At 64.3% G+C, this 19,315-nt stretch carries 18 protein-coding genes; 8 read left to right on the top strand and 10 right to left on the bottom strand.

Annotated features, from left to right (window positions below; translation table 11 throughout):
- Positions 1 to 47: 47 nt before the first annotated feature.
- From E6C70_RS11420 to dnaA, 8 genes are all read right to left on the bottom strand, one after another.
- Entirely contained in the window at positions 48 to 452 is a 405-nt protein-coding gene (locus tag E6C70_RS11420) for a DUF3566 domain-containing protein (protein WP_136424662.1), read from the bottom strand.
- Positions 445 to 3,015, bottom strand: coding sequence for a DNA gyrase subunit A (gyrA, locus tag E6C70_RS11415; RefSeq protein WP_136424661.1), 2,571 nt, complete (start codon positions 3,013 to 3,015; stop codon positions 445 to 447). Before gyrA ends, E6C70_RS11420 begins: the two co-directional genes overlap by 8 nt.
- Positions 3,005 to 4,984, bottom strand: a complete 1,980-nt coding sequence (gene gyrB, locus E6C70_RS11410; RefSeq protein WP_136424660.1) for a DNA topoisomerase (ATP-hydrolyzing) subunit B — start codon at positions 4,982 to 4,984, stop codon at positions 3,005 to 3,007. Before gyrB ends, gyrA begins: the two co-directional genes overlap by 11 nt.
- A 123-nt stretch (positions 4,985 to 5,107) precedes the next feature.
- Entirely contained in the window at positions 5,108 to 5,641 is a 534-nt protein-coding gene (locus E6C70_RS11405) for a DciA family protein (RefSeq protein ID WP_136424659.1), read from the bottom strand.
- Positions 5,634 to 6,860: a DNA replication/repair protein RecF gene (gene recF, locus E6C70_RS11400; RefSeq protein WP_136424658.1), complete on the bottom strand. Its 1,227-nt coding sequence runs from the start codon at positions 6,858 to 6,860 to the stop codon at positions 5,634 to 5,636. Before recF ends, E6C70_RS11405 begins: the two co-directional genes overlap by 8 nt.
- Positions 6,861 to 6,876: 16 nt before the next feature.
- Positions 6,877 to 7,764 carry a phosphogluconate dehydrogenase (NAD(+)-dependent, decarboxylating) gene (gnd, locus tag E6C70_RS11395; protein ID WP_136424657.1) on the bottom strand — a complete coding sequence of 296 codons (888 nt, stop codon included), beginning with the start codon at positions 7,762 to 7,764 and terminating at the stop codon, positions 6,877 to 6,879.
- Positions 7,765 to 7,789: 25 nt separating this feature from the next.
- Entirely contained in the window at positions 7,790 to 8,938 is a 1,149-nt protein-coding gene (gene dnaN / locus E6C70_RS11390) for a DNA polymerase III subunit beta (protein ID WP_136424656.1), read from the bottom strand.
- A gap of 423 nt (positions 8,939 to 9,361) precedes the next feature.
- Positions 9,362 to 10,696 carry a chromosomal replication initiator protein DnaA gene (gene dnaA, locus E6C70_RS11385; RefSeq protein WP_407921037.1) on the bottom strand — a complete coding sequence of 445 codons (1,335 nt, stop codon included), beginning with the start codon at positions 10,694 to 10,696 and terminating at the stop codon, positions 9,362 to 9,364.
- Positions 10,697 to 11,152: 456 nt separating this feature from the next.
- Between dnaA and rpmH the strand changes: the two genes are divergently transcribed.
- The 8 genes from rpmH (at position 11,153) to E6C70_RS11345 (ending at position 16,843) form a co-directional block, all read left to right on the top strand.
- Positions 11,153 to 11,290: a 50S ribosomal protein L34 gene (rpmH, locus tag E6C70_RS11380; RefSeq protein WP_022895130.1), complete on the top strand. Its 138-nt coding sequence runs from the start codon at positions 11,153 to 11,155 to the stop codon at positions 11,288 to 11,290.
- Positions 11,291 to 11,298: 8 nt separating this feature from the next.
- Entirely contained in the window at positions 11,299 to 11,634 is a 336-nt protein-coding gene (gene rnpA / locus E6C70_RS11375; protein ID WP_136424654.1) for a ribonuclease P protein component, read from the top strand.
- Positions 11,631 to 11,939 carry a membrane protein insertion efficiency factor YidD gene (yidD, locus tag E6C70_RS11370; RefSeq protein ID WP_136424653.1) on the top strand — a complete coding sequence of 103 codons (309 nt, stop codon included), beginning with the start codon at positions 11,631 to 11,633 and terminating at the stop codon, positions 11,937 to 11,939. Before rnpA ends, yidD begins: the two co-directional genes overlap by 4 nt.
- 8 nt (positions 11,940 to 11,947) lie before the next feature.
- A complete protein-coding gene (gene yidC / locus E6C70_RS11365) occupies positions 11,948 to 12,937 on the top strand; it encodes a membrane protein insertase YidC (RefSeq protein WP_136424652.1) in 990 nt (329 codons plus the stop codon).
- A 21-nt stretch (positions 12,938 to 12,958) separates the two neighbouring features.
- The gene (locus E6C70_RS11360) at positions 12,959 to 13,453 is read left to right on the top strand and encodes a Jag family protein (RefSeq protein WP_136424651.1); all 495 of its coding nucleotides are present in this window, start codon (positions 12,959 to 12,961) and stop codon (positions 13,451 to 13,453) included.
- Positions 13,454 to 13,484: 31 nt separating this feature from the next.
- Positions 13,485 to 14,120: a 16S rRNA (guanine(527)-N(7))-methyltransferase RsmG gene (rsmG, locus tag E6C70_RS11355; protein WP_136424650.1), complete on the top strand. Its 636-nt coding sequence runs from the start codon at positions 13,485 to 13,487 to the stop codon at positions 14,118 to 14,120.
- An 894-nt stretch (positions 14,121 to 15,014) separates the two neighbouring features.
- Positions 15,015 to 15,869 carry a ParA family protein gene (locus E6C70_RS11350; RefSeq protein ID WP_136424719.1) on the top strand — a complete coding sequence of 285 codons (855 nt, stop codon included), beginning with the start codon at positions 15,015 to 15,017 and terminating at the stop codon, positions 15,867 to 15,869.
- Positions 15,869 to 16,843 (top strand): ParB/RepB/Spo0J family partition protein, encoded by a 975-nt coding sequence (locus E6C70_RS11345; RefSeq protein ID WP_136424649.1) that lies wholly within the window; start codon positions 15,869 to 15,871, stop codon positions 16,841 to 16,843. Before E6C70_RS11350 ends, E6C70_RS11345 begins: the two co-directional genes overlap by 1 nt.
- 130 nt (positions 16,844 to 16,973) lie before the next feature.
- Here E6C70_RS11345 and E6C70_RS11340 read toward each other — a convergent pair whose 3' ends face one another.
- Together E6C70_RS11340 and E6C70_RS11335 are read right to left on the bottom strand one after the other, a co-directional pair.
- The gene (locus E6C70_RS11340) at positions 16,974 to 17,924 is read right to left on the bottom strand and encodes a D-alanine--D-alanine ligase family protein (protein WP_136424648.1); all 951 of its coding nucleotides are present in this window, start codon (positions 17,922 to 17,924) and stop codon (positions 16,974 to 16,976) included.
- Between the two features lie 10 nt (positions 17,925 to 17,934).
- Positions 17,935 to 19,242: an aminotransferase-like domain-containing protein gene (locus E6C70_RS11335; RefSeq protein WP_235833407.1), complete on the bottom strand. Its 1,308-nt coding sequence runs from the start codon at positions 19,240 to 19,242 to the stop codon at positions 17,935 to 17,937.
- Between the last annotated feature and the right edge of the window lie 73 nt (positions 19,243 to 19,315).

Raw genomic sequence — 19,315 nt, 5'->3', positions numbered from 1 at the left:
AGACTACCCGACCTCCCCCGTTCAATGAAATCGGAGGAGCCTCGCCGTCAGTTGTTGGTGAAGCCGACGAGGATGCCGCCGGTCACCTTGACGCTCAGGTTGTAAAGCACCGCGATGACCGCGCCGAGGACGGTCGTCACTACGAGGTTCAGCAGCGAAACGACCACCGCGAAGCCCATCACCTGACCCATGGAGAGGACGCTCTTCAAGTCGCTCGACCCGCCGGCGATGTCCTTGAACAGCTTGTTCGCCGCATCGAAGACGCCCGTCTGGCTGACGACCGTGAAGATGAGGAAGGTGCCGACGATCGTGACGATGGCCAAGCAGATGGCGACCAGGAACGACAGCTTCACGGCCGACCAGAAGTCGATGTACACCAGCTTGAGCCGAACCTGCTTGGCCTGGGTGCGCCGTGGGGCCTTCTTGGCCAACTTCTCGGCAACGCTACTCATCTACAGACTCTTCCTTTCCCGAATCGCCACCCTCGACGACCGGATTCTCATCGGCCGTCACCGTGCGTTCGGAGTTCTTCGCGATGGCGATGACACGGTCGTCATCCGCGAACCTCGCGAAGACGACCCCCATCGTGTTACGACCCTTCGGGTCCACTTCAGCGACGTCAGAGCGTATCACCTTGCCGCTGGCAAGAACCACAAGGACCTCGTCGCCGGGCGAGACGATGAGCGAGCCCACGAGGTCGCCCCGGTCGTCATTCAGCTTGGCCACCTTGATGCCCAGGCCACCGCGATTCTGCGAGCGGTATTCGCTCACGGCGGTGCGCTTGGCGTAGCCGCCCTCGGTCACGACGAAGACGGATGCCGTCGCGGCATCCCCGTTGGACGGCACGACCGCCGCGTCGAGCAGCTCGTCGCCGTCGCGGAAGTCCATGCCCTTCACGCCGGAGGTGCTCCGGCCCATCGGACGCAGCGCGTCATCGGTCGCGGCGAACTTGAGCGACATGCCCTTGCGGGAGACCAGCAGGATCTCATCGCTCTCGTCGGCGAGCATGGCCGAGACCAACTCGTCCTCGTCGCGCAGATTCACCGCGATGATGCCGCGGGACCGGTTGGTGTCGTAGGCGGTCAGATCGGTCTTCTTGACCAAGCCGTTACGGGTCGCGAGCACCAGGTACTGGGCCACGCTGTAGTCGCGGATGTCGAGGATCTGGGCGATCTGCTCGTCGGGCGCCATCTCGAGCAGGTTGGCGACGTGCTGGCCCTTGGCATCGCGACCGGCCTCAATGATCTCGTAGGTCTTCGCCCGGTACACCCGGCCGAGGTTGGTGAAGAACAGCAGCCAGTGGTGGGTGGTGGTGACGAAGAAGTGCTCGACCACGTCATCCGCACGCAACTGAGCGCCCTTGACACCCTTGCCGCCGCGGTGCTGGCTGCGGTAGTTGTCGCTGCGTGTGCGCTTGATGTAGCCGCCGCGCGTGACCGTGACGACCATCTCCTCCTCGGGGATGAGGTCTTCCATGCTCATGTCGCCGTCGAAGCCGTACATGATCTCGGTGCGGCGGTCGTCGCCGAACTTCTCCGCGATCTCGGTGAGCTCCTCGTGCACGATGTCGCGCTGACGGGTGGGACTGGCCAGGATCGCCTTGAACTCGGCGATCTCCCGCTCGAGCTCAGCGAGCCGGTCGAGGATCTTCTGACGCTCCAGGGCGGCCAGGCGGCGCAACTGCATCGCCAGGATGGCGTCGGCCTGTAGTTGGTCGATCTCCAGCAGGTCAATCAGGCCGGCACGAGCGGATTCGACATCGGGCGAGCGGCGGATGAGAGCGATCACCTCGTCGAGGGCGTCGAGTGCCTTGGCCAGGCCGCGCTGGATATGCGCATCCGCCTCCGCCTTGTCAAGGCGGAACTGGGTGCGCCTGACGATGACCTCGATCTGGTGGTCGATCCAGTGCGCGATGAAGCCGTCGATCGGCAGAGTGCGCGGCACGTTGTCGACGATCGCGAGCATGTTCGCGCCGAAGTTCTCCTGCAGCTGCGTGTGCTTGTAGAGGTTGTTGAGGACCACCTTCGGCACCGCGTCGCGCTTGAGCACGATGACGAGGCGCTGGCCGGTGCGACCCGAGGTCTCGTCGCGGATGTCGGCGATGCCGCCGATCTTGCCGTCCTTGACGAGCTCGGCGATCTTGACCGCGAGATTGTCGGGGTTCACCTGGTACGGGAGCTCCGTGACGACCAAGCAGGTGCGCCCTTGGAGCTCTTCGACGTTGACGACCGCGCGCATCGTGATGGATCCGCGGCCCGTGCGATAGGCATCCTGGATGCCCTTGACGCCGAGGATCTGCGCTCCCGTCGGGAAATCCGGACCCTTGATGCGCTGGATCAGCGCCTCCTGCAGCTCCTCGCGCGTGGCGTCGGGGTTCTCGAGGGCCCACAGTGCACCGGACGAGACCTCACGCAGGTTGTGCGGCGGGATGTTGGTGGCCATGCCGACCGCGATACCGACGGATCCGTTGACGAGAAGGTTCGGGAACCGTGACGGCAGCACGATGGGTTCCTGCGTCCGACCGTCGTAGTTGTCCTGGAAGTCGACCGTGTTCTCGTCGATGTCGCGGACCATCTCCATGGCCAACGGGGCCATCTTGGTCTCGGTGTATCGGTGGGCAGCCGCGCCATCGTTGCCGGGCGAGCCGAAGTTGCCCTGACCGAGCGCGAGCGGGTAGCGGAGGCTCCACGGCTGCACGAGACGGACGAGCGCGTCGTACACCGAGCTGTCTCCGTGCGGGTGGAACTGACCCATCACATCGCCGATGACGCGGGTGCACTTGGAGAATGCCCGGTCGGGGCGATATCCGCCGTCGAACATGGTGTAGATGACCCGGCGGTGAACCGGCTTGAGACCGTCGCGCACATCGGGCAGGGCTCGACCGATGATGACGCTCATCGCGTAGTCGAGGTAGGAGCGCTGCATCTCCAACTGCAGGTCGACCTGATCGATCCTGCCGTGGTTGTGGCCTCCGCCGTCGACGCTCTCGCCGGTTCCGAAGTCGTCAGATGTCAAGGAAACGCACGTCCTTCGCGTTCTTCTGGATGAAGGAGCGACGGCTCTCGACGTCGTCGCCCATGAGGGTGGAGAAGATCTCGTCCGCGGCCGCCGCGTCGTCGACCGTCACCTGCAGCAGGGTCCGCGTCTCGGGATTCATCGTGGTCTCCCACAGCTCCTGGTGGTTCATCTCGCCGAGACCCTTGTAGCGCTGGACGCCGTTCTCCTTCGCGATGCGCTTTCCAGATGCCTGGCCCGCGACCAGCAGGGCGTCGCGCTCGCGGTCGGAGTAAACGTACTCGTGCTCCGAGTTGGTCCACTTCAATCGGTAAAGCGGCGGCTGCGCGAGGTAGACATAGCCCAGTTCGATCAGCGGACGCATGTAGCGGAACAGCAGGGTGAGCAGGAGTGTGGTGATGTGCTGGCCGTCGACGTCGGCGTCGGCCATCAGCACGATCTTGTGATAGCGCGCCTTGTCGGCGTTGAAATCCTCGCCGATGCCGGTTCCGAAGGCGGTGATCATGGCCTGTATCTCGGCGTTGGCGAGTGCGCGATCGAGCCGCGCCTTCTCGACGTTCAGGATCTTTCCGCGGAGAGGAAGGATGGCCTGGGTCTGCGGGTCGCGCCCGGTCTTGGCCGAACCGCCTGCGGAGTCGCCCTCGACGAGGAAGATCTCGCTGCGCCACGGATCCTTGCTGCTGCAGTCGCTGAGCTTGCCGGGCATTCCTCCAGACTCGAACAGCCCCTTGCGGCGGGTCGCTTCACGCGCCTTGCGCGCGGCGATGCGGGCGGTCGCGGCCTGCAGCGCCTTGCGGATGATGTCGCGCGCCTGGTTGGGGTTCCGGTTGAACCAGTCGGTGAGCTGATCGCCCACGACGCGCTGCACGAACGACTTCGCCTCGGTGTTGCCGAGCTTGGTCTTGGTCTGGCCCTCGAACTGCGGCTCGCTGAGCTTGACCGAGATGACAGCCGTCAGGCCCTCGCGCACGTCATCGCCGGAGAGGTTGTCATCCTTCTCCTTGAGGATGCCCTTCTCGCGGGCGTACCGGTTGATGAGCGTGGTCAGCGCCGCGCGGAATCCCTCCTCGTGCGTTCCACCCTCGTGGGTGTTGATGGTGTTGGCGTAGGTGTGGACGCTCTCGTTGTAGGCCGTCGTCCACTGCATCGCCACTTCGAGCGCGATGTGCCGCTCGGTGTCCTCCGACTCGAACGAGATGATCTCCTCGTTGACCAGGTCGGCGCGCTTGGTGTGGTTGAGGTACTCGACGTAGTCCTTCAGACCGTTCTGGTAGAGGAAGGTGTCGGTGCGGGGATTGTCGTCCTCGTCGCGTGACACCTCGCGCTCGTCCGTCAGTGTCAGCGCGAGTCCCTTGTTGAGGAACGCCATCTGCTGGAAGCGGGCGCGAAGGGTCTCGTAGTCGTACTCGGTGGTCTCGAAGATGTCGGGGCTGGCCCAGAAGGTGATGGTCGTTCCGGTCGCCTCGGACGCCTCGTCCATCGAGAGCGGCGCATCAGGGACCCCCACGGTGTAGCTCTGGCGCCAGACGTGCCCCTGCCGGCTCACAGCCACATCCAGTCGCGAGGAGAGGGCGTTCACGACAGAGGATCCGACGCCGTGCAGGCCGCCGGATACCGCGTAACCGCCACCGCCGAACTTGCCGCCGGCGTGCAGCACCGTCAGCACGACCTCGACGGTCGAGCGACCCTGCGCCTTGTTGAGGTCGACCGGGATGCCGCGGCCGTTGTCGATGACGCGCAGCCCTCCGTCGGGGAGGATCGTGATGTCGATGGTGTCGCAGTACCCGGCCAGCGCCTCGTCGACCGAGTTGTCGACGATCTCGTAGACCAGATGGTGCAGACCACGGGGACCAGTGGAACCGATGTACATTCCCGGTCTTTTGCGAACGGCTTCAAGTCCTTCGAGAACCTGGATCTCGTCTGCACCGTATTCGTGCGCGGGAACGCTCGTATTCGATTCCGCTGTCATATGAAATTGGGCTCCTGACCGTCGTGAGACCGACAGTCCAGTCTACCAAACGGGGGGTGTCCGTTCGGCCGCCGACTGGCCCTGTGAGTGCATGAAATCCCCCATCCGACCAGATTTGCCTTCTCAGCCGTAGGTATCGCGCGGACCCCGCCCTGGAATCGATCTCGGACCCCTTTTCCACGACGGGGCGTCCGGGCCGAGAAACCGGATCGACGCGATGCCGGCATCCGGGTGCCGCGCCGCGATGCGCGTCATGATGTCGACGCGCATGAGCCGCAGCTGCGTCGCCCACGCCGTCGAGTCGCACCGCACCGTCAGCCGACCGTCCTCGATTCCGGCCGGCGTGGAGTGCCGGGCGGTCTCCTCCCCCGCGATCTCGGTCCACGAGACCAGCAGTTCCGATTGCGCCAAGGGCGATTGCCAGCCCAGTTGCGCGGTCAGCGACGAGAGCGCATCGCCGAGGCCTTTCGGCTCCCGTCCCGGTCCGTACGGCACCGTCTCATCGCCGGCCGAGGGATCTCGGGGGGCTCGACGGCGCGATCCAGTCGACCGAGGTCGGGCACCCGAGCCCGAGAATAGTCTCTTGAGGCGGAGGTAGGCGTTGCTCGACTCCGGCACGTCCTCCGCCCGATCGGCGGGATCGATCGGCTCACTCATCGACGACACGACCGCTCTCGATGCGGATGACGTTGCGAGCCAACTCGCTGGGGACGTCGTCGAAGACGGCTGCGGTGATGAGCACCTGCTCGTAGCCGACGATGGCCGTCGCCAGCCGCGCCCGGCGCGCCTGATCGAGCTCGGCGAAGACGTCGTCGAGAACGAGCACCGGGTCGCCGCTCGCGAAGTCGGTTCTCAGCAGCTCAGCCGAGGCGAGCTTGAGTGCCAGCGCGAACGACCACGACTCTCCGTGGCTCGCGTAGCCCTTCGCGGGCAGCCCATTCAGCACGAGGGTGAGGTCGTCGCGATGCGGCCCGACCAGCGTGACGGCGCGATCGATCTCCTGGCGACGGATGCCGGCGAGGGCTCGCCGGAACAACTCCGCTGTGGGCGCGCGGAGCGCATCCGTCGATGTCGGAGGATTGGCTGGGTCCGGCCGCGGGATGGCGTCGTCTGCCCTGGGGGAACCAGCGGTCGTCGGGGTCGGATCGTCCGTGACGACCTCGCTGGTGAGCGCGTCGCCGTGAATCGTGAGCACGGGGGTCAACTCCGGGTGGTGATCGTCACCCGCGACGGAGCGGTAAGCGGTCCGGACCGGCTCTCGCAATTGCTCGACGAGGCTGAGGCGTTCATCGATGATCTCCGAGCCCAACGCGACGAGGCGTTCGTCCCACAGATCGAGCGTCGAGAGCTGCTTCTCACGCAGACCGCTGGCCCGCGCCGACTTCAGGAGGCTGTTGCGCTGGCGCACCACACGTTCATAGTCGGTCATCACGCCGGCCAGCCGCGGTGTGAGCTGCACGAGGAGGTCGTCGAGGAAGCGTCGACGGCCGGCCGGCTCTCCGCGCACGAGGGCGAGATCTTCGGGCGCGAACAGCACACTGTGGCAGTACCGCACCAGCTCGCGGGGCCTGATCACGCCTCGATTGAGCTGAGCACGGTTGGCGCCGACACGATTGACCTGCAGCTCGGCCAGCAGCTCCCGTTCTCCGCTCTGCAGTCGCGCTCGGATGATGGCGGCGTCAGCACCCGCGCGGATCAGCGGAGCGTCCGTCGAGACACGGTGAGAACCGAGGGTCGCGAGATAGCCGACCGCCTCGACCATGTTGGTCTTCCCCTGGCCATTGCGGCCGACAATGAGGTTCGGCCCGGCGGTGAAGTCCACCTCGGCGCGTTCGTAGTTGCGGAAGTCGGTGAGCGAGAGGTGTCCGATGCGCATCCCGCTCCCTACTCGGTCATCCGGCGGATTTGACCGCGTGCCCACCGAACTGCTGCCGGAGGGCAGCGACCGCCTTCATGGCCGGCGACTCGTCCTGCCGTGAGACGAACCGAGCGAAGATGGACGCACTGATGGTCGGAACGGGCACGCCATTCTCGATGGCCTCTTCGATGGTCCATCGTCCCTCACCGGAGTCGTCGACGTAGCCGTCGATCTTCTCGAACTCCGGGTCCTGCTCCATGGCCCGCACGAGCAGCTCGAGCAACCAAGAACGCACTACGGTGCCGCGCTGCCAGGCCTTGAATGTGCCCGTGACGTCCTTGACGATGTCGTCGCGCTTGTCGAGCAGCTCGTAACCCTCGGCGTAGGCCTGCATGAGGGCGTACTCGATGCCGTTGTGCACCATCTTGGCGTAGTGCCCCGCGCCCACTTCGCCCGCGTGCACGAAACCCTCGTCGCGAGGCCCATCGGGGCGCAAGGCGTCGAAGATCGGCATCGCGCGCTCGACGGACTCCTTTGAACCTCCCACCATGAGCCCGTACCCGTTCTCGTGGCCCCAGATTCCGCCGGAGACGCCGGCGTCGATGTAGTCGACGCCCTTCGGGGCGAGCTCTCCGGCGTGCTTGAGATCCTCGGTGTAACGGGAGTTGCCGCCCTCGATGATGAGGTCGCCGTCCTCGAGTGATGCGCCGAGGTCGGAGATGACGTCATCGGTGATCTTGCCGGCGGGAACCATCACCCACACGATGCGCGGGGTCGGAAGGGCGGCCACCAGGTCGGGGATCGATGCGACCTCGGTGACCGCGGGGTTCGCGTCGTAGCCCGTCACCTCGATGCCGTGCTCGCGCAGCCGGGTGGTCATGTTGCCACCCATCCGTCCCAGTCCGATGAGGCCGATGTGCATGATGCTCCCTGTGGTGACGATGGTGTTAGCGCAGCAGCAGGTTCGGCTGCAGGAGGTAACGGTAGCTGTCGGAGCCCGCCTGCTCGCGCGAAGTCTGGCTGGTGATGAGGACGGGGCCCGGCTTGTTCGGGTTCTCGGTCTTCGTGAACGAGATGCGCACGAACTCGGAACGGACGGCGCCCAGTCCGTCGAGCAGGAACTGCGGCTTGAGGGAGACCACGGTGTCGCCGCCGACGAGGACGGCGTCGATGGTCTCGGACGCCTGCGCCTGCTCGGATCCGATCGCCTCGAGGGTGAGTCCATCGGAGCTGAACGTGTAGCGCAGCGCCGCCTCCCGCTCGAGCACCAGGGCGACACGACGGGTCGCCTCGATCAGCTCACCCGTGTTCACCACGGCGTAGTTCTCTACGGTGTCGGGGAAGAGTCGGCGGACGGGCGGGAAGTTGCCCTTGATGAGCAGGCTCGTCACGGTCTTCTTGTCCGCGGTGAACGCGATGAGCTCTCGCTCGTCCTTACTGGTGATGGCGACCGAGATGGTGCCGCTGTGCCCGAAAGTCTTGCCGACCTCCTGCAGGGTGCGCGCGGGAACGAGGGCGTTGATGGTCTCGGTGCGTTCGTTCGATCCGCCATCCCAGTCGATCTCGCGGACGGCGACCCGATAGCGATCCGTGGCGACCATGCCGAGGCTGTTCTCGGTGACCTCGAGTTGAACTCCCGTGATGACGGGAGTGACGTCGTCGCGGGAGGCGGCGACGGCCACCTGAGCGACCGCGGCGGCGAACTCCTCGGCCGGCACCAGTCCGGTCTGCTCGGCGACCTGCGGAATGCTCGGGTATTCCTCCACCGGCATCGACAGGAGCGTGAAGCTCGCCGAGCCGCAGCTCACCAGGATGCGCGACTCGTCGGTGCTGAATCGCACAGGCGCGTTGGGGAGGCGGCTTGCGATCTCAGCGAGCAGCCGGCCTGACACGAGGACAGTTCCGGGCTCCTCGATGTCGGCGGCGATCTCCGTCTGCGCCGACACCTCGTAGTCGAACGAGGACAGCACGAGCCCGGTATCGGTGGCGTGGATGAGCACACCGCTCAGAATCGGAAGGGTGGTCCGCTGCGGCAGGAGTTTCACGGCGAACGAGACGGCCTCGCTGAAAACATCGCGATTGGCTTGAAACTTCACTGAGCCACTCCTGTCGAACGTACGGGTCGTGGGCTCCATGCTAGCCCGTGCGTCACAGCCCGAGTACGGCCGCGTTCGGGTGTGATGCCGAGCGCCTGGAACGTGAGGAAGTTGTCGAGCGGATGGGCTTAAGGAATTGTGTTTAACAGTCTTAACCGCTGTGGAAAATGTGGATAACCGGCTGACGGACGGGGAAATCGCCGGGAACTACACGCGTGTGACTTGTTGAGCGGCTGTGGGATCGACGCGGTAATCGGCATCACTCGGTCTCTCGCGACGGCGCTTGTTTCACAAACGACGGGCATCGGCTCACACGCAGGCGGCAGTTGCTCGTTAACTTTCCACAGGTTATCCACAACGTGTTAGTAGCGGAATATCTTCGCGGACGTATTCTGCGGATCGCAAGGCCCTCGTTCGCGGGTGCTACTTGTAACGGTGGTTCTGCTTGATGCGATTCGTGAGTTCGGTGACCTGGTTGTAGATGGATCGGCGCTCCTTCATGAGCTCGCTGATCTTCTTGTTCGCGTACATCACCGTGGTGTGGTCGCGGTTGCCGAAGAGTTGGCCGATCTTGGGGAGGGACAGGTTGGTGAGCTCCCGGCAGAGGTACATCGCGATCTGACGCGCGGTGGCGACAGCCTGGGAGCGTGAGGATCCGTACAGGTCGTCGACGGTGAGTTTGAAGTAGTCGGCGGTGTTGGTGATGATGTCGACCGGCGCGATGACGTTGTCCTCGTCGAGCGTGATGAGGTCCTTGAGCACGGTCTGCACCAGGTTCATGTCCACCGGCGTCCGGTTGAGACTCGCGAACGCGGTGACGCGGATGAGCGTGCCCTCGAGTTCTCGGATGTTGCTCGACACCTTCGTGGCCATGAATTCGAGGATGTCGTCGGGCACCTGCAACTTGTCGTTCTGCGCCTTCTTGCGCAGGATCGCGATGCGCGTCTCAAGGTCGGGAGCCTGAACGTCCGTGATGAGGCCCCACTCGAAGCGGGAGCGCATCCGGTCCTCGAAGCCGGTCAGGTGCTTGGGCGGCAGGTCGCTCGTGATCACCACTTGCTTGTTGTGGTCGTGCAGGGTGTTGAACGTATGGAAGAACGCCTCCTGCGTCTCGGCCTTCCCCTGCAGGAACTGGATGTCGTCGATCAGCAGGATGTCGATGTTGCGGTAGCGAGCCTGGAAAACCGAACCACGGTTGTTGGCGATGGAGTTGATGAAGTCATTGGTGAATTCCTCGCTACTGACGTAGCGCACCCGGATGCCGGGATAGAGACTCATCGCGTAGTGGCCGATGGCGTGCAGGAGGTGCGTCTTGCCGAGACCGGACTCTCCGTAGACGAAGAGGGGATTGTAGGCCTTCGCGGGCGCTTCAGCCACAGCTACGGCCGCCGCATGCGCGAATCGGTTGGACTGACCGATGACGAAGTTGTCGAAGGAGTACTTGGGATTCAGTCGCGTGTCGCTGCTGAGCTCGGGCGGGGAATTCTCGAACACGGACTGCGGCGTCGCCGGCGTCTCGACCTCGTTGGTGGACTCCCCGGCGTCGGATGGCGTGCGTTGAGCGTCCTGTTCGAGCTCGGGGTTGACGACGACGTAGAAGGTGGTGACCTCCGTGGGCAGTGCGGCCATCGCAGCGAGCAAGGGGACGCGTAGACGCTGATTGAGCATGCTCGCGGTGAACTCGTTGGGAACCTCGAGGTAGAACGTGCCGGCGGCGATGCCCTTCGGCACAACGAGGGCGAGGAAGCCGTAGAGCATCGGCGTCACGCTGGCGTCTGCGGAGAGCGAGGTGAGCACCTCGCGCCAGGTCTCCTCGATCGGCCGATCGATCTCTGCCATCTGCACTCGCATTCGGTTGTTGTCCCGTGACGGGAGTATCCACTGAGTCTGACGCCCGGAAATCTATTCACAAAGTTATCCACTACCTGTGTGGAAAACAGGCGATTCTCCAGCTTCACTGCACCCCAAGCTGGGGATAACTCGTCTCTTCACGCTAGTAGCGTGTGTAGAGGCGACCAAATCGCCTTTCGCATCGACGGCGTGTCAGGGTGAGCGGAACCTCCGAACTGGCGCAGAATCGAGGGTTCGGGCGTGCGCTGGTTTGACCACAGCCTGTTGAAGCCCTAGTTTTAATCAGTTGACGTCGAGCCTGCGGGCTCCCCCCTGCCTTCCCGGCCATTTCTTGGTGCGTGGAGAATCACACGTGGAGAAACAATGAGCAAGAGAACGTTCCAGCCGAACAACCGCCGTCGCGCGAAGGTGCACGGCTTCCGTCTGCGCATGCGCACCCGCGCCGGCCGCGCGATCCTGTCCGCTCGCCGCCGCAAGGGTCGCACCGAACTCTCCGCCTGAGCATTCCGGTGCTGGCCAAGGCCAATCGAGTCACGACCGGTGATGACTACCGAAGCGCGGTGCGTCGTGGCCGGCGTTTCGTCGGGGCCAACACCGTGACCTACGTGCGCTCACGAACCGAGGGCGATGACGTCCGGTTCGGATTCATCGTGGCGAAGAACGTGGGTGCGGCGGTGCACCGCAACCGAGTTCGTCGACGACTCAAGGCGGCCAGCGCTGGCCTTCTGACTGCAGCTCCTCTTCGTGCCGACATCGTCATCCGTGCGCTTCCCGGCTCATCCGAAGCCTCGTGGGATACCCTGCGATCCGAGGTGGAGGATTCCGTGAGCAGGGCCAAGTCGTGAACGGTTTCATCACCGCGTTGGTGCTCGCGCCGCGGAACGCCGCAGTTCTGCTGCTACGCGGCTACCGTGCGATCATCTCCCCTCTGTACGGCGATGTCTGCCGCTACTACCCCTCTTGCTCGGCTTACACCCTGCAAGCCATTCAGGAACACGGCCTCGTCGTCGGTTCCGCACTTGGCGTCCGGCGCATAGCCCGATGCCACCCCTGGGCTGAAGGCGGGATCGATGACGTCCCCGCCAAGAAGAACCACCGCTACGGAGTGACCCCGTTCGGTTTTGTCGTTGCAGGCCGAGGAAAGGGCTGACACACACGATGGATTTCATCGGCACGATTCTGTGGCCACTCAAATGGGTGGTCGAACTCCTCCTGGTCGGTTGGCACTGGCTTCTCTCCAACGTCGGACTCGACCCTGCGGCCGGCCTCACCTGGGTGCTCTCCATCGTCGGGCTCGTGCTGGTGGTGCGAGCTGCCCTGATTCCGATCTTCGTCCGGCAGATCAAGAACCAGCGACGGATGCTCGAAGTTGCACCGCAACTGAAGAAGATCCAAGAGAAGTACAAGGGCAAGAAGGACCAGATCTCCCGCGAGGCGATGTCGCGCGAGACCATGGAGCTCTACAAGAAGACCGGCACCAACCCGCTGAGCTCATGCCTGCCACTGCTCATCCAGATGCCGATCTTCTTCGCCCTGTTCTCGGTGCTCAACGACGCTCAGCACAAGAAGCCCGGCGTCGGTCCGCTGAACCAGCAATTGGCCGATCAGTTCGGGAATGCGAAGCTGTTCGGCATCGCTCCGTTGCACGACTCCTTCGCTTCGCAGTGGAGCCTGATGACGGCTGGCCAGCCGTACACCGTGTCGGTCATGATCATCGCCGCCACGATGGTGGTGCTGATGACGGCGTCGCAGTTCTTCACCCAGCTGCAGATCGTGTCGAAGAACATGTCGCCGGAGACCAAGGCGAGCCCCATGTTCAAGCAGCAGCGCATTCTGCTCTACCTGCTGCCCCTCGTGTTCGCCTTCTCCGGTGTGGCCTTCCCGCTCGGCGTCATGTTCTACTGGCTCACCTCCAACATCTGGACGATGGTGCAGCAGTTCTTGGTCATTCGGAACATGCCCACCCCCGGCAGTGAAGCGGCCAAGGCACGGGAGGCTCGCCTTGCTCGCAAGGGAAAGCTCGTCGCCAACGATGGCGACATCATCACCATCGAAGAGAAGAAGCCCGTCACCACCCAGCGCCAGCAGCCGGTGAACAAGAACCGCGCCAAGAAGCAGCAGGCTCGCCCCGGCGATGCCAAGGGCTGAATCAGATAGCCGAGAGAGACCATGACCGACGTTCAGAACGACACCCAGACCGCCACGCGCGAGCAACTCGATCGTGAAGGCGATGTCGCTGCCGACTACATCGAGGAGCTCCTCGACATCTGCGACATCGATGGCGACATCGACATCGACGCTCGTAACGGACGCGCCTACGTGTCCGTCAACGCAGATGACGGCACCAACCTCCGCGTGCTGGCGAATCCCGAGGCCGTGAACGCCCTGCAGGAACTCACACGGCTGGCGGTCCAGTCGAAGACCGGTGTCTTCTCTCGCCTCATCCTCGACATCGGCGGATCCCGAGACGCCCGTCAGGCAGAGTTGGCCGCTCTCGTCGGCCGCGCCATCGAGCGCATCGAAGCCGGCTCGAGTGAGGCGGCTCTCCCCCCCATGTCCTCATACGAGCGCAAGCTCGTGCACGACGTGGTCGCTGAACGCGGATACGTCTCCGAGTCACGCGGCGAGGGTTCCGAGCGTCATACCGTCATCACTCCTGCGTGACGTTTCACGTGAAACACCGAGACGCTCGACGATGACCGACGACGTCCTCGTCGAGCCTGAACCTTCGGTCGCTGCTGAGTTGTTCGGAGACCGAATCGACCTGGCTCGGCGCTTCACGCACAACCTCGCCGTTCATGGTGAAGAGCTAGGTCTGATTGGTCCACTCGAACTCCCCCGACTGTGGACGCGTCACATTCTCAACAGTGCGATCATCGCGCCGCTGCTACGCCCAGGGAGGGTCGGCGATATCGGCAGCGGCGCCGGTCTGCCGGGTCTCGTGCTGGCGATCGCGCGCCCGGACGTCGACTTCGTGCTCATCGAGCCCATGGAGCGTCGCGTCGCGTGGTTGCAGTCTCAAGCGGATGAGCTGGGGCTGGTGAACGTGGCGGTGTTGCGGGGCCGGGCCGAAGAGGTGCGGCTGAGTCCCCTGCTCGATCAGGTCACGGCGCGAGCAGTGAGTGCCCTCCGCACCCTGATACCCCTGACGGCGCCGCTGGTGAAGACCGGTGGCCAACTGGTGCTGATGAAGGGCGCCGGTGCGGCCGCCGAGGTCGAGGCAGCAGCAAAGGTGATACGCAAGTTTCACCTCACCGACGTCGAGGTTCTTGTGCTCGGTGAGAACACTCTGAGCGAGGTCACAAGGGTCGTTCGGGCTACAGTGGATTAGTCCTCCCCGGAGGTCGGTGGGGCGTGAACCCTCCACAGTCGCGGCGCCGTCCACCACGGTTCGAGGCGACGATCGCATCATCGAAAGATGGCGTCATCTCTGACCAAATTGCTACGTAGGAGTTCTCTGCAGATGTCGAATGACACCCGCCGCGGCTGGTTCCACCGAAGGGAGCCCAGTCGGCTTGCTACCCCCGATACAGCGGCCGGTGGACAGGGCGCAGACGAGTCGCAATCGTCGGGTAGCACGCAGGTTCCGGCGGAGTCGTTTCACGTGAAACACGGCGATGTGCAACCGAAAACCGACGGTGGATCGGAGAATGAGTCATTCGCTTCCCGCCGAGGAGATTCCATCACCAGCACGACTGAAGCCAGCACTGTCGACCCCGACTCTCAGACGAGCATGTCGTCTACGATCGCTTCGGAAGCTGACACTCCTGACCATCCCTCGACGGTCGCATCGGATGGCGAGTCGGCGGCTGACGTCGCAGACGGGAATCAGGTCGATTCAGCTGACCCAGCTTCAGAACTCGATCTGCCGAGTCATGGCTCGACTCCCCCTGACGTGGCCGCAACGGCGGCCCACGTGGATGCCATATCGATCCCGCCGTCCGCGTTCGAGGGACGAGTGGACGAGAGAGACGGCTCGGTCAATGAGCCCGCGAATTCCGATCCAGTCGCCAGTTTCCCGTCCGACAGCGACAACGAGCCTGGCGGTGACCTGGAGGTGACCGCGGGCCAACCCCTCGAGGCGACACTCGGGAGACAAGACGAGAGTGTGCACGGCGTCGCGACGACGCCACAGGCGGCGGCAGATCCGAGCAACTCGGGTGCGACGCCCGAAGGACAATCGGGTCCAGAGGAGAACACTCCCCTCGCTCAGGAGATCGCCGACATGACCCGTCGGCGCCAGGCCCTCACCGAGACACCCCTCCCCCTCCCGCAGACCACCCGTGTCTTCACCATCTCCAACCAGAAGGGCGGTGTCGGCAAGACGACCACCACCGTCAACCTGGCCGCGGCCCTGTCGCTCTCGGGGGCCAAAGTTCTCGTGATCGACCTCGATCCACAGGGCAACGCGTCCACCGCACTTGGTGTCGAGCATCGTTCGGACACCCCGAGCGTCTACGACGTGATCATCGGGGATGTCGAGCTCGGTGATGTCATCCAAGCCAGCCCGGAACGCGGCGATCTCGATTGCGTGCCGGCGACCATCCACTTGGCGGGCGCGGAGATCGAACTCGTCTCCCTGGTCGCGCGCGAGCAGCGCCTCCGACGAGCCCTCGACGAATACCTGCGCTCGATGGATGATCCCTACGACTACGTGTTCATCGATTGCCCCCCGTCCCTGGGCCTGCTCACCATCAACGCATTCGTCGCCGCGAGTGAGGTGCTCATTCCCATCCAGTGCGAGTACTACGCACTGGAAGGTTTGAGCCAGTTGCTGAAGAACATCGAGCTCATCGAGAAGCACCTGAACCCGGATTTGGCGGTGTCGACGATTCTGCTGACGATGTACGACTCGCGCACGAACCTGGCGAATCAGGTTGCTCAGGATGTGCGCGATCACTTCCCCCAGCAGGTCCTCGACGCCATCATTCCGCGGTCGGTCCGAGTGTCGGAGGCGCCCAGCTACGGTCAGAGCGTCATCGGCTACGACCCGCAGTCGTCGGGTTCGCTGTCCTACCTCGAGGCGGCTGCAGAGATCGCACGCCGCGGAGCTCCCGCTACCCAAGGAGGCCGTCACTGATGGCGAAACGCACAGGTTTGGGCCGTGGCATCGGCGCACTCATTCCGACGTCCGATGAGGAGCGCCCCACGCGCCCCGTCGATGTGTTCTTCCCGGGAGCACCCGCGGCTCCTCAATCATCACCGGCAGAGGATGCCGAGCCCGACCTGGTCGCGGTGCCAGGTGCTCGCCTCGCCCACCTCAACCCGAGCGACATCGTTCCCAACGCGGCCCAGCCGCGCACGGTGTTCGATCCCGAGGATCTTGCTGAGCTCGTGCACAGTGTGCGCGAGTTCGGTGTGCTGCAGCCCATCGTGGTGCGACCACATCCGACCGAGCCGAATAAATTCGAACTCATCATGGGAGAGCGACGCCTGCGCGCCACTCGTGAGGTCGGCCTCGAGACGATCCCCGCCGTCGTGCGGGACACCGCTGACGAGGCGATGCTGCGCGACGCACTCCTGGAGAACCTGCACCGCTCCAACCTCAATCCACTTGAAGAGGCGTCGGCATACCAGCAGCTACTGAGTGACTTCGGCATCACGCAGGAGGAGTTGGCCGGACGGATCGGCCGGTCGCGACCTCAGATCTCCAACACGCTGCGGCTGCTCAAGCTGCCGGAGCCCGTTCAGGTGCGGGTGGCCGCTGGCGTACTGAGTGCCGGCCACGCACGGGCGATCCTGTCTGTCGTCGATTCCGAGGACATGCAGCGTCTCGCCGACAAGATCGTCAACGAAGAGCTCTCCGTACGTGCCGCCGAAGCAGCGGCCGCCACCGTGACGGGCGGGCAGCCGAAGCCGGTCAAGGCACGGCCGAGCGCGGGAAAGCACCGAGGCCACCTCGACGAGATCGCTGACCGTCTGGGTGATCGCCTGGACACCCGCGTGCGCATCTCGCTGAGTGCACGCAAGGGTCAGATCGTCATCGACTTCGCCACGATCCAAGACCTCAATCGCATCTTGGAGCAACTGGGCGAACGCAACTTCCCGGGCTGACCCACGTTTCACGTGAAACACATCTCGTTGGCTCACCGACGCCAGAGGGACGCATCGACGGGCCGTTTCACGTGAAACGTCGGAGTGTTGGCGACGTGCAACCGGCCGTCGAGGAGTTTCACGTGAAACGTCAGCCGAGGGCAGCACGCGCGATTTGCGAGTAGGTGTCCGCCAGGCTTCGACCTGATGCAGCGATTGCCTGCGGGACGAGCGAAGTCTCCGTCAGTCCCGGGAGGACGTTGGCTTCGAGGAACCACGGCTCGCCGGCCTGGTCGACGATGAAGTCGACGCGGGACAGGTGCCCGAGGCTCAGGAGCCTGTGAGTGGCCACGGCCGCGTCAGCCGTCTTCCTTGCTGTCTCCTCGCTCAGTCGCGCTGGCGTGAAGAACCGGGTCTCCCCCGCGTTATAGCGCGCGTCGAACGTGAACGTTCCATTGACAGGCTCGATCTCGACGATGGGAAGCGCCTCGGGCCCATCACCGACATCGATTACAGCGACGGTCACCTCGGTGCCTTCGATATACCGCTCGATCACGACGAGGTCGGAGTAGGTGTAGGCGTCGACCATCGCGCGCGGCAATTGACCCGGGTCGCGCACGATCGAGACACCTTGCGCCGATCCACCTTCGGACGGCTTGACGACCACGATGCCATCCAGCGCCGAGCGCACGACGTCCAGCACTCGAGCGGCGCCGAGATCGCGGAAGGTCTCGCGGGTCAGGGTGATGGACTGCGGAACGTCTCGTCCAGCTCTTCGTACCAGGGTCGAGGCGATCGGCTTGAACCAGGCGAGCGCAGCACTCTCGCCTCCGGCTGCCACGGTGGGATGACCCGCGGCGTCGAGCAACCCCAGAAGAGCACCGTCCTCGCCGGTCTTACCGTGTAAAGCGGGCCAGATCAGGTCCGGGTGATGGTCAGCGAGCTTATCGAGGAGGTGGGCGTCCGGGTCGATCACGCGCACCGTGTGACCCGCAGAAGCCAGCGCGTCGGCAACCCGACGGCCCGAACGCAGTGAGACATCACGCTCGTGCGAGATTCCGCCGGCGAGAACGGTGATGTCGAGAACGTCGTGAGTGGTCATCGTTTCCCTGTCAGGCCATGTCGGTGGGGGTGGTGAAGCGGTGAGCGCCAGTGTCGGTGAGGCTGCCCGTGCCGGCGAAGGTCTCGAGCAGATCGAGTTCGCCGCGCACGACGTTGGCCAGACGCCGGACGCCGAGTCTGATCTGGTCGGAGGTCGGATAGCAGAACGAGAGCCGCAGGTTCTGACGCCCTCCCCCGTCTCCGTAGAAGGCCGTCCCCGGAGTGAAGGCGACCAGTTCTTTGACGGCACGAGGGAGCATGGCCTTGGAGTCCAGCGGCTCGGGCATGGTCACCCACACATAGAACCCGCCGTGAGGATTGGTCCAACTGAACTCGGGCAGATGCTCCTCGAGTGCCGAGATCATGGCGTTCTTGCGCTCGTGGTAGACCCCGCGGAAGGTGTTGATCTGCCCCTTCCAATCGGCCGTCTCCAGATATTTGGAGATGACCAACTGGCTGAACGAGCTCGGGCACAAAATGGCGGCCTCGTTCGCGAGGACGAGCTTCTCCCTGATCGCATGAGGAGCGAGCGCCCATCCGACCCGGAAGCCGGGGGCCAGGGTCTTCGAGAAGGTCCCGAGGTAGATGACGCCCTCCTCCTCGACCGAACGGAGAGCGTCGGGTGCTGGGCGGTCGAAGTAGAGCAGCCCGTACGGGTTGTCCTCCAGCACGAGGATGTCGTTCTCGCGAGCGATCTGGAGGATCTCCAGCCGACGCTCCCACGACAGTGTCACTCCTGCCGGGTTGTGGAAGCTCGGGATCGTGTAGAGAAGCTTGATCGTGCGCCCTTGCGAACGCAACGCCGCGATGTGCTCCCGAAGCGCCTCGGGAATGAGGCCGTGCTCATCCATCGGCACGTGATCGACGTCAGCCTGATAGGAGCGGAAGATCACCATGGCCGTCACGTAGCTGGGTCCCTCGGCCAGCACGACGTCACCTGGATCGAGGAAAAGCTTGCTGACCAGCTCGAGTGCGTGCTGAGAGCCGGTCGTCACCACGATGTCGTCGGCGTTGGCGCGAATCCCCTCAAGCGCCATGACGTCGAGGATCTGCTCACGGAGTCGAGGAAATCCCTGACCAGAGCCGTATTGCAGTGCTACAGGTCCCTCGGTGCGCATGACTTCATCGATGGAGCCCTGCACGAGATCCTCCGGAAGCGCAGACACGAACGGCATGCCCCCCGCGAGTGAGACCACCTCGGGCCGTGATGCGACGGCGAACAAAGCACGCACCTCCGAGGCGCGCAGACCGGCGGCTCGCTCGGCGTAGTGGTCGAACCACGGGTCGAGGTTGGTGCCGGTCGGGAGCTGTTCGGTCACGGGAGGAATCCGTTCTGTGAGATGTCCATGCTATTGGTGGTGCCCCGCGGGCTGTGACGGGCCCGGGACGCGA

It is taken from the genome of Orlajensenia flava (genome assembly GCF_004801905.1).
In the GTDB taxonomy this organism is placed as follows: domain Bacteria; phylum Actinomycetota; class Actinomycetes; order Actinomycetales; family Microbacteriaceae; genus Orlajensenia; species Orlajensenia flava.
Note: the sequence above shows the minus strand (reverse complement) of the source record. Positions and strands in the feature narration are given on the sequence as shown.

Bases quoted from the DNA above. Each gene is read 5' to 3' on its own strand.
- E6C70_RS11420 (WP_136424662.1), bottom strand. From the start codon at position 452: ATGAGTAGCGTTGCCGAGAAGTTGGCCAAGAAGGCCCCACGGCGCACC.
- gyrB (WP_136424660.1), bottom strand. From the start codon at position 4,984: ATGACAGCGGAATCGAATACGAGCGTTCCCGCGCACGAATACGGTGCA.
- E6C70_RS11405 (WP_136424659.1), bottom strand. From the start codon at position 5,641: ATGAGTGAGCCGATCGATCCCGCCGATCGGGCGGAGGACGTGCCGGAG.
- recF (WP_136424658.1), bottom strand. From the start codon at position 6,860: ATGCGCATCGGACACCTCTCGCTCACCGACTTCCGCAACTACGAACGC.
- gnd (WP_136424657.1), bottom strand. From the start codon at position 7,764: ATGCACATCGGCCTCATCGGACTGGGACGGATGGGTGGCAACATGACC.
- dnaA (WP_407921037.1), bottom strand. From the start codon at position 10,696: ATGCTCTACGGCTTCCTCGCCCTCGTTGTGCCGAAGGGCATCGCCGCC.
- rpmH (WP_022895130.1), top strand. From the start codon at position 11,153: ATGAGCAAGAGAACGTTCCAGCCGAACAACCGCCGTCGCGCGAAGGTG.
- yidC (WP_136424652.1), top strand. From the start codon at position 11,948: ATGGATTTCATCGGCACGATTCTGTGGCCACTCAAATGGGTGGTCGAA.
- E6C70_RS11360 (WP_136424651.1), top strand. From the start codon at position 12,959: ATGACCGACGTTCAGAACGACACCCAGACCGCCACGCGCGAGCAACTC.
- rsmG (WP_136424650.1), top strand. From the start codon at position 13,485: ATGACCGACGACGTCCTCGTCGAGCCTGAACCTTCGGTCGCTGCTGAG.
- E6C70_RS11350 (WP_136424719.1), top strand. From the start codon at position 15,015: ATGACCCGTCGGCGCCAGGCCCTCACCGAGACACCCCTCCCCCTCCCG.
- E6C70_RS11345 (WP_136424649.1), top strand. From the start codon at position 15,869: ATGGCGAAACGCACAGGTTTGGGCCGTGGCATCGGCGCACTCATTCCG.
- E6C70_RS11340 (WP_136424648.1), bottom strand. From the start codon at position 17,924: ATGACCACTCACGACGTTCTCGACATCACCGTTCTCGCCGGCGGAATC.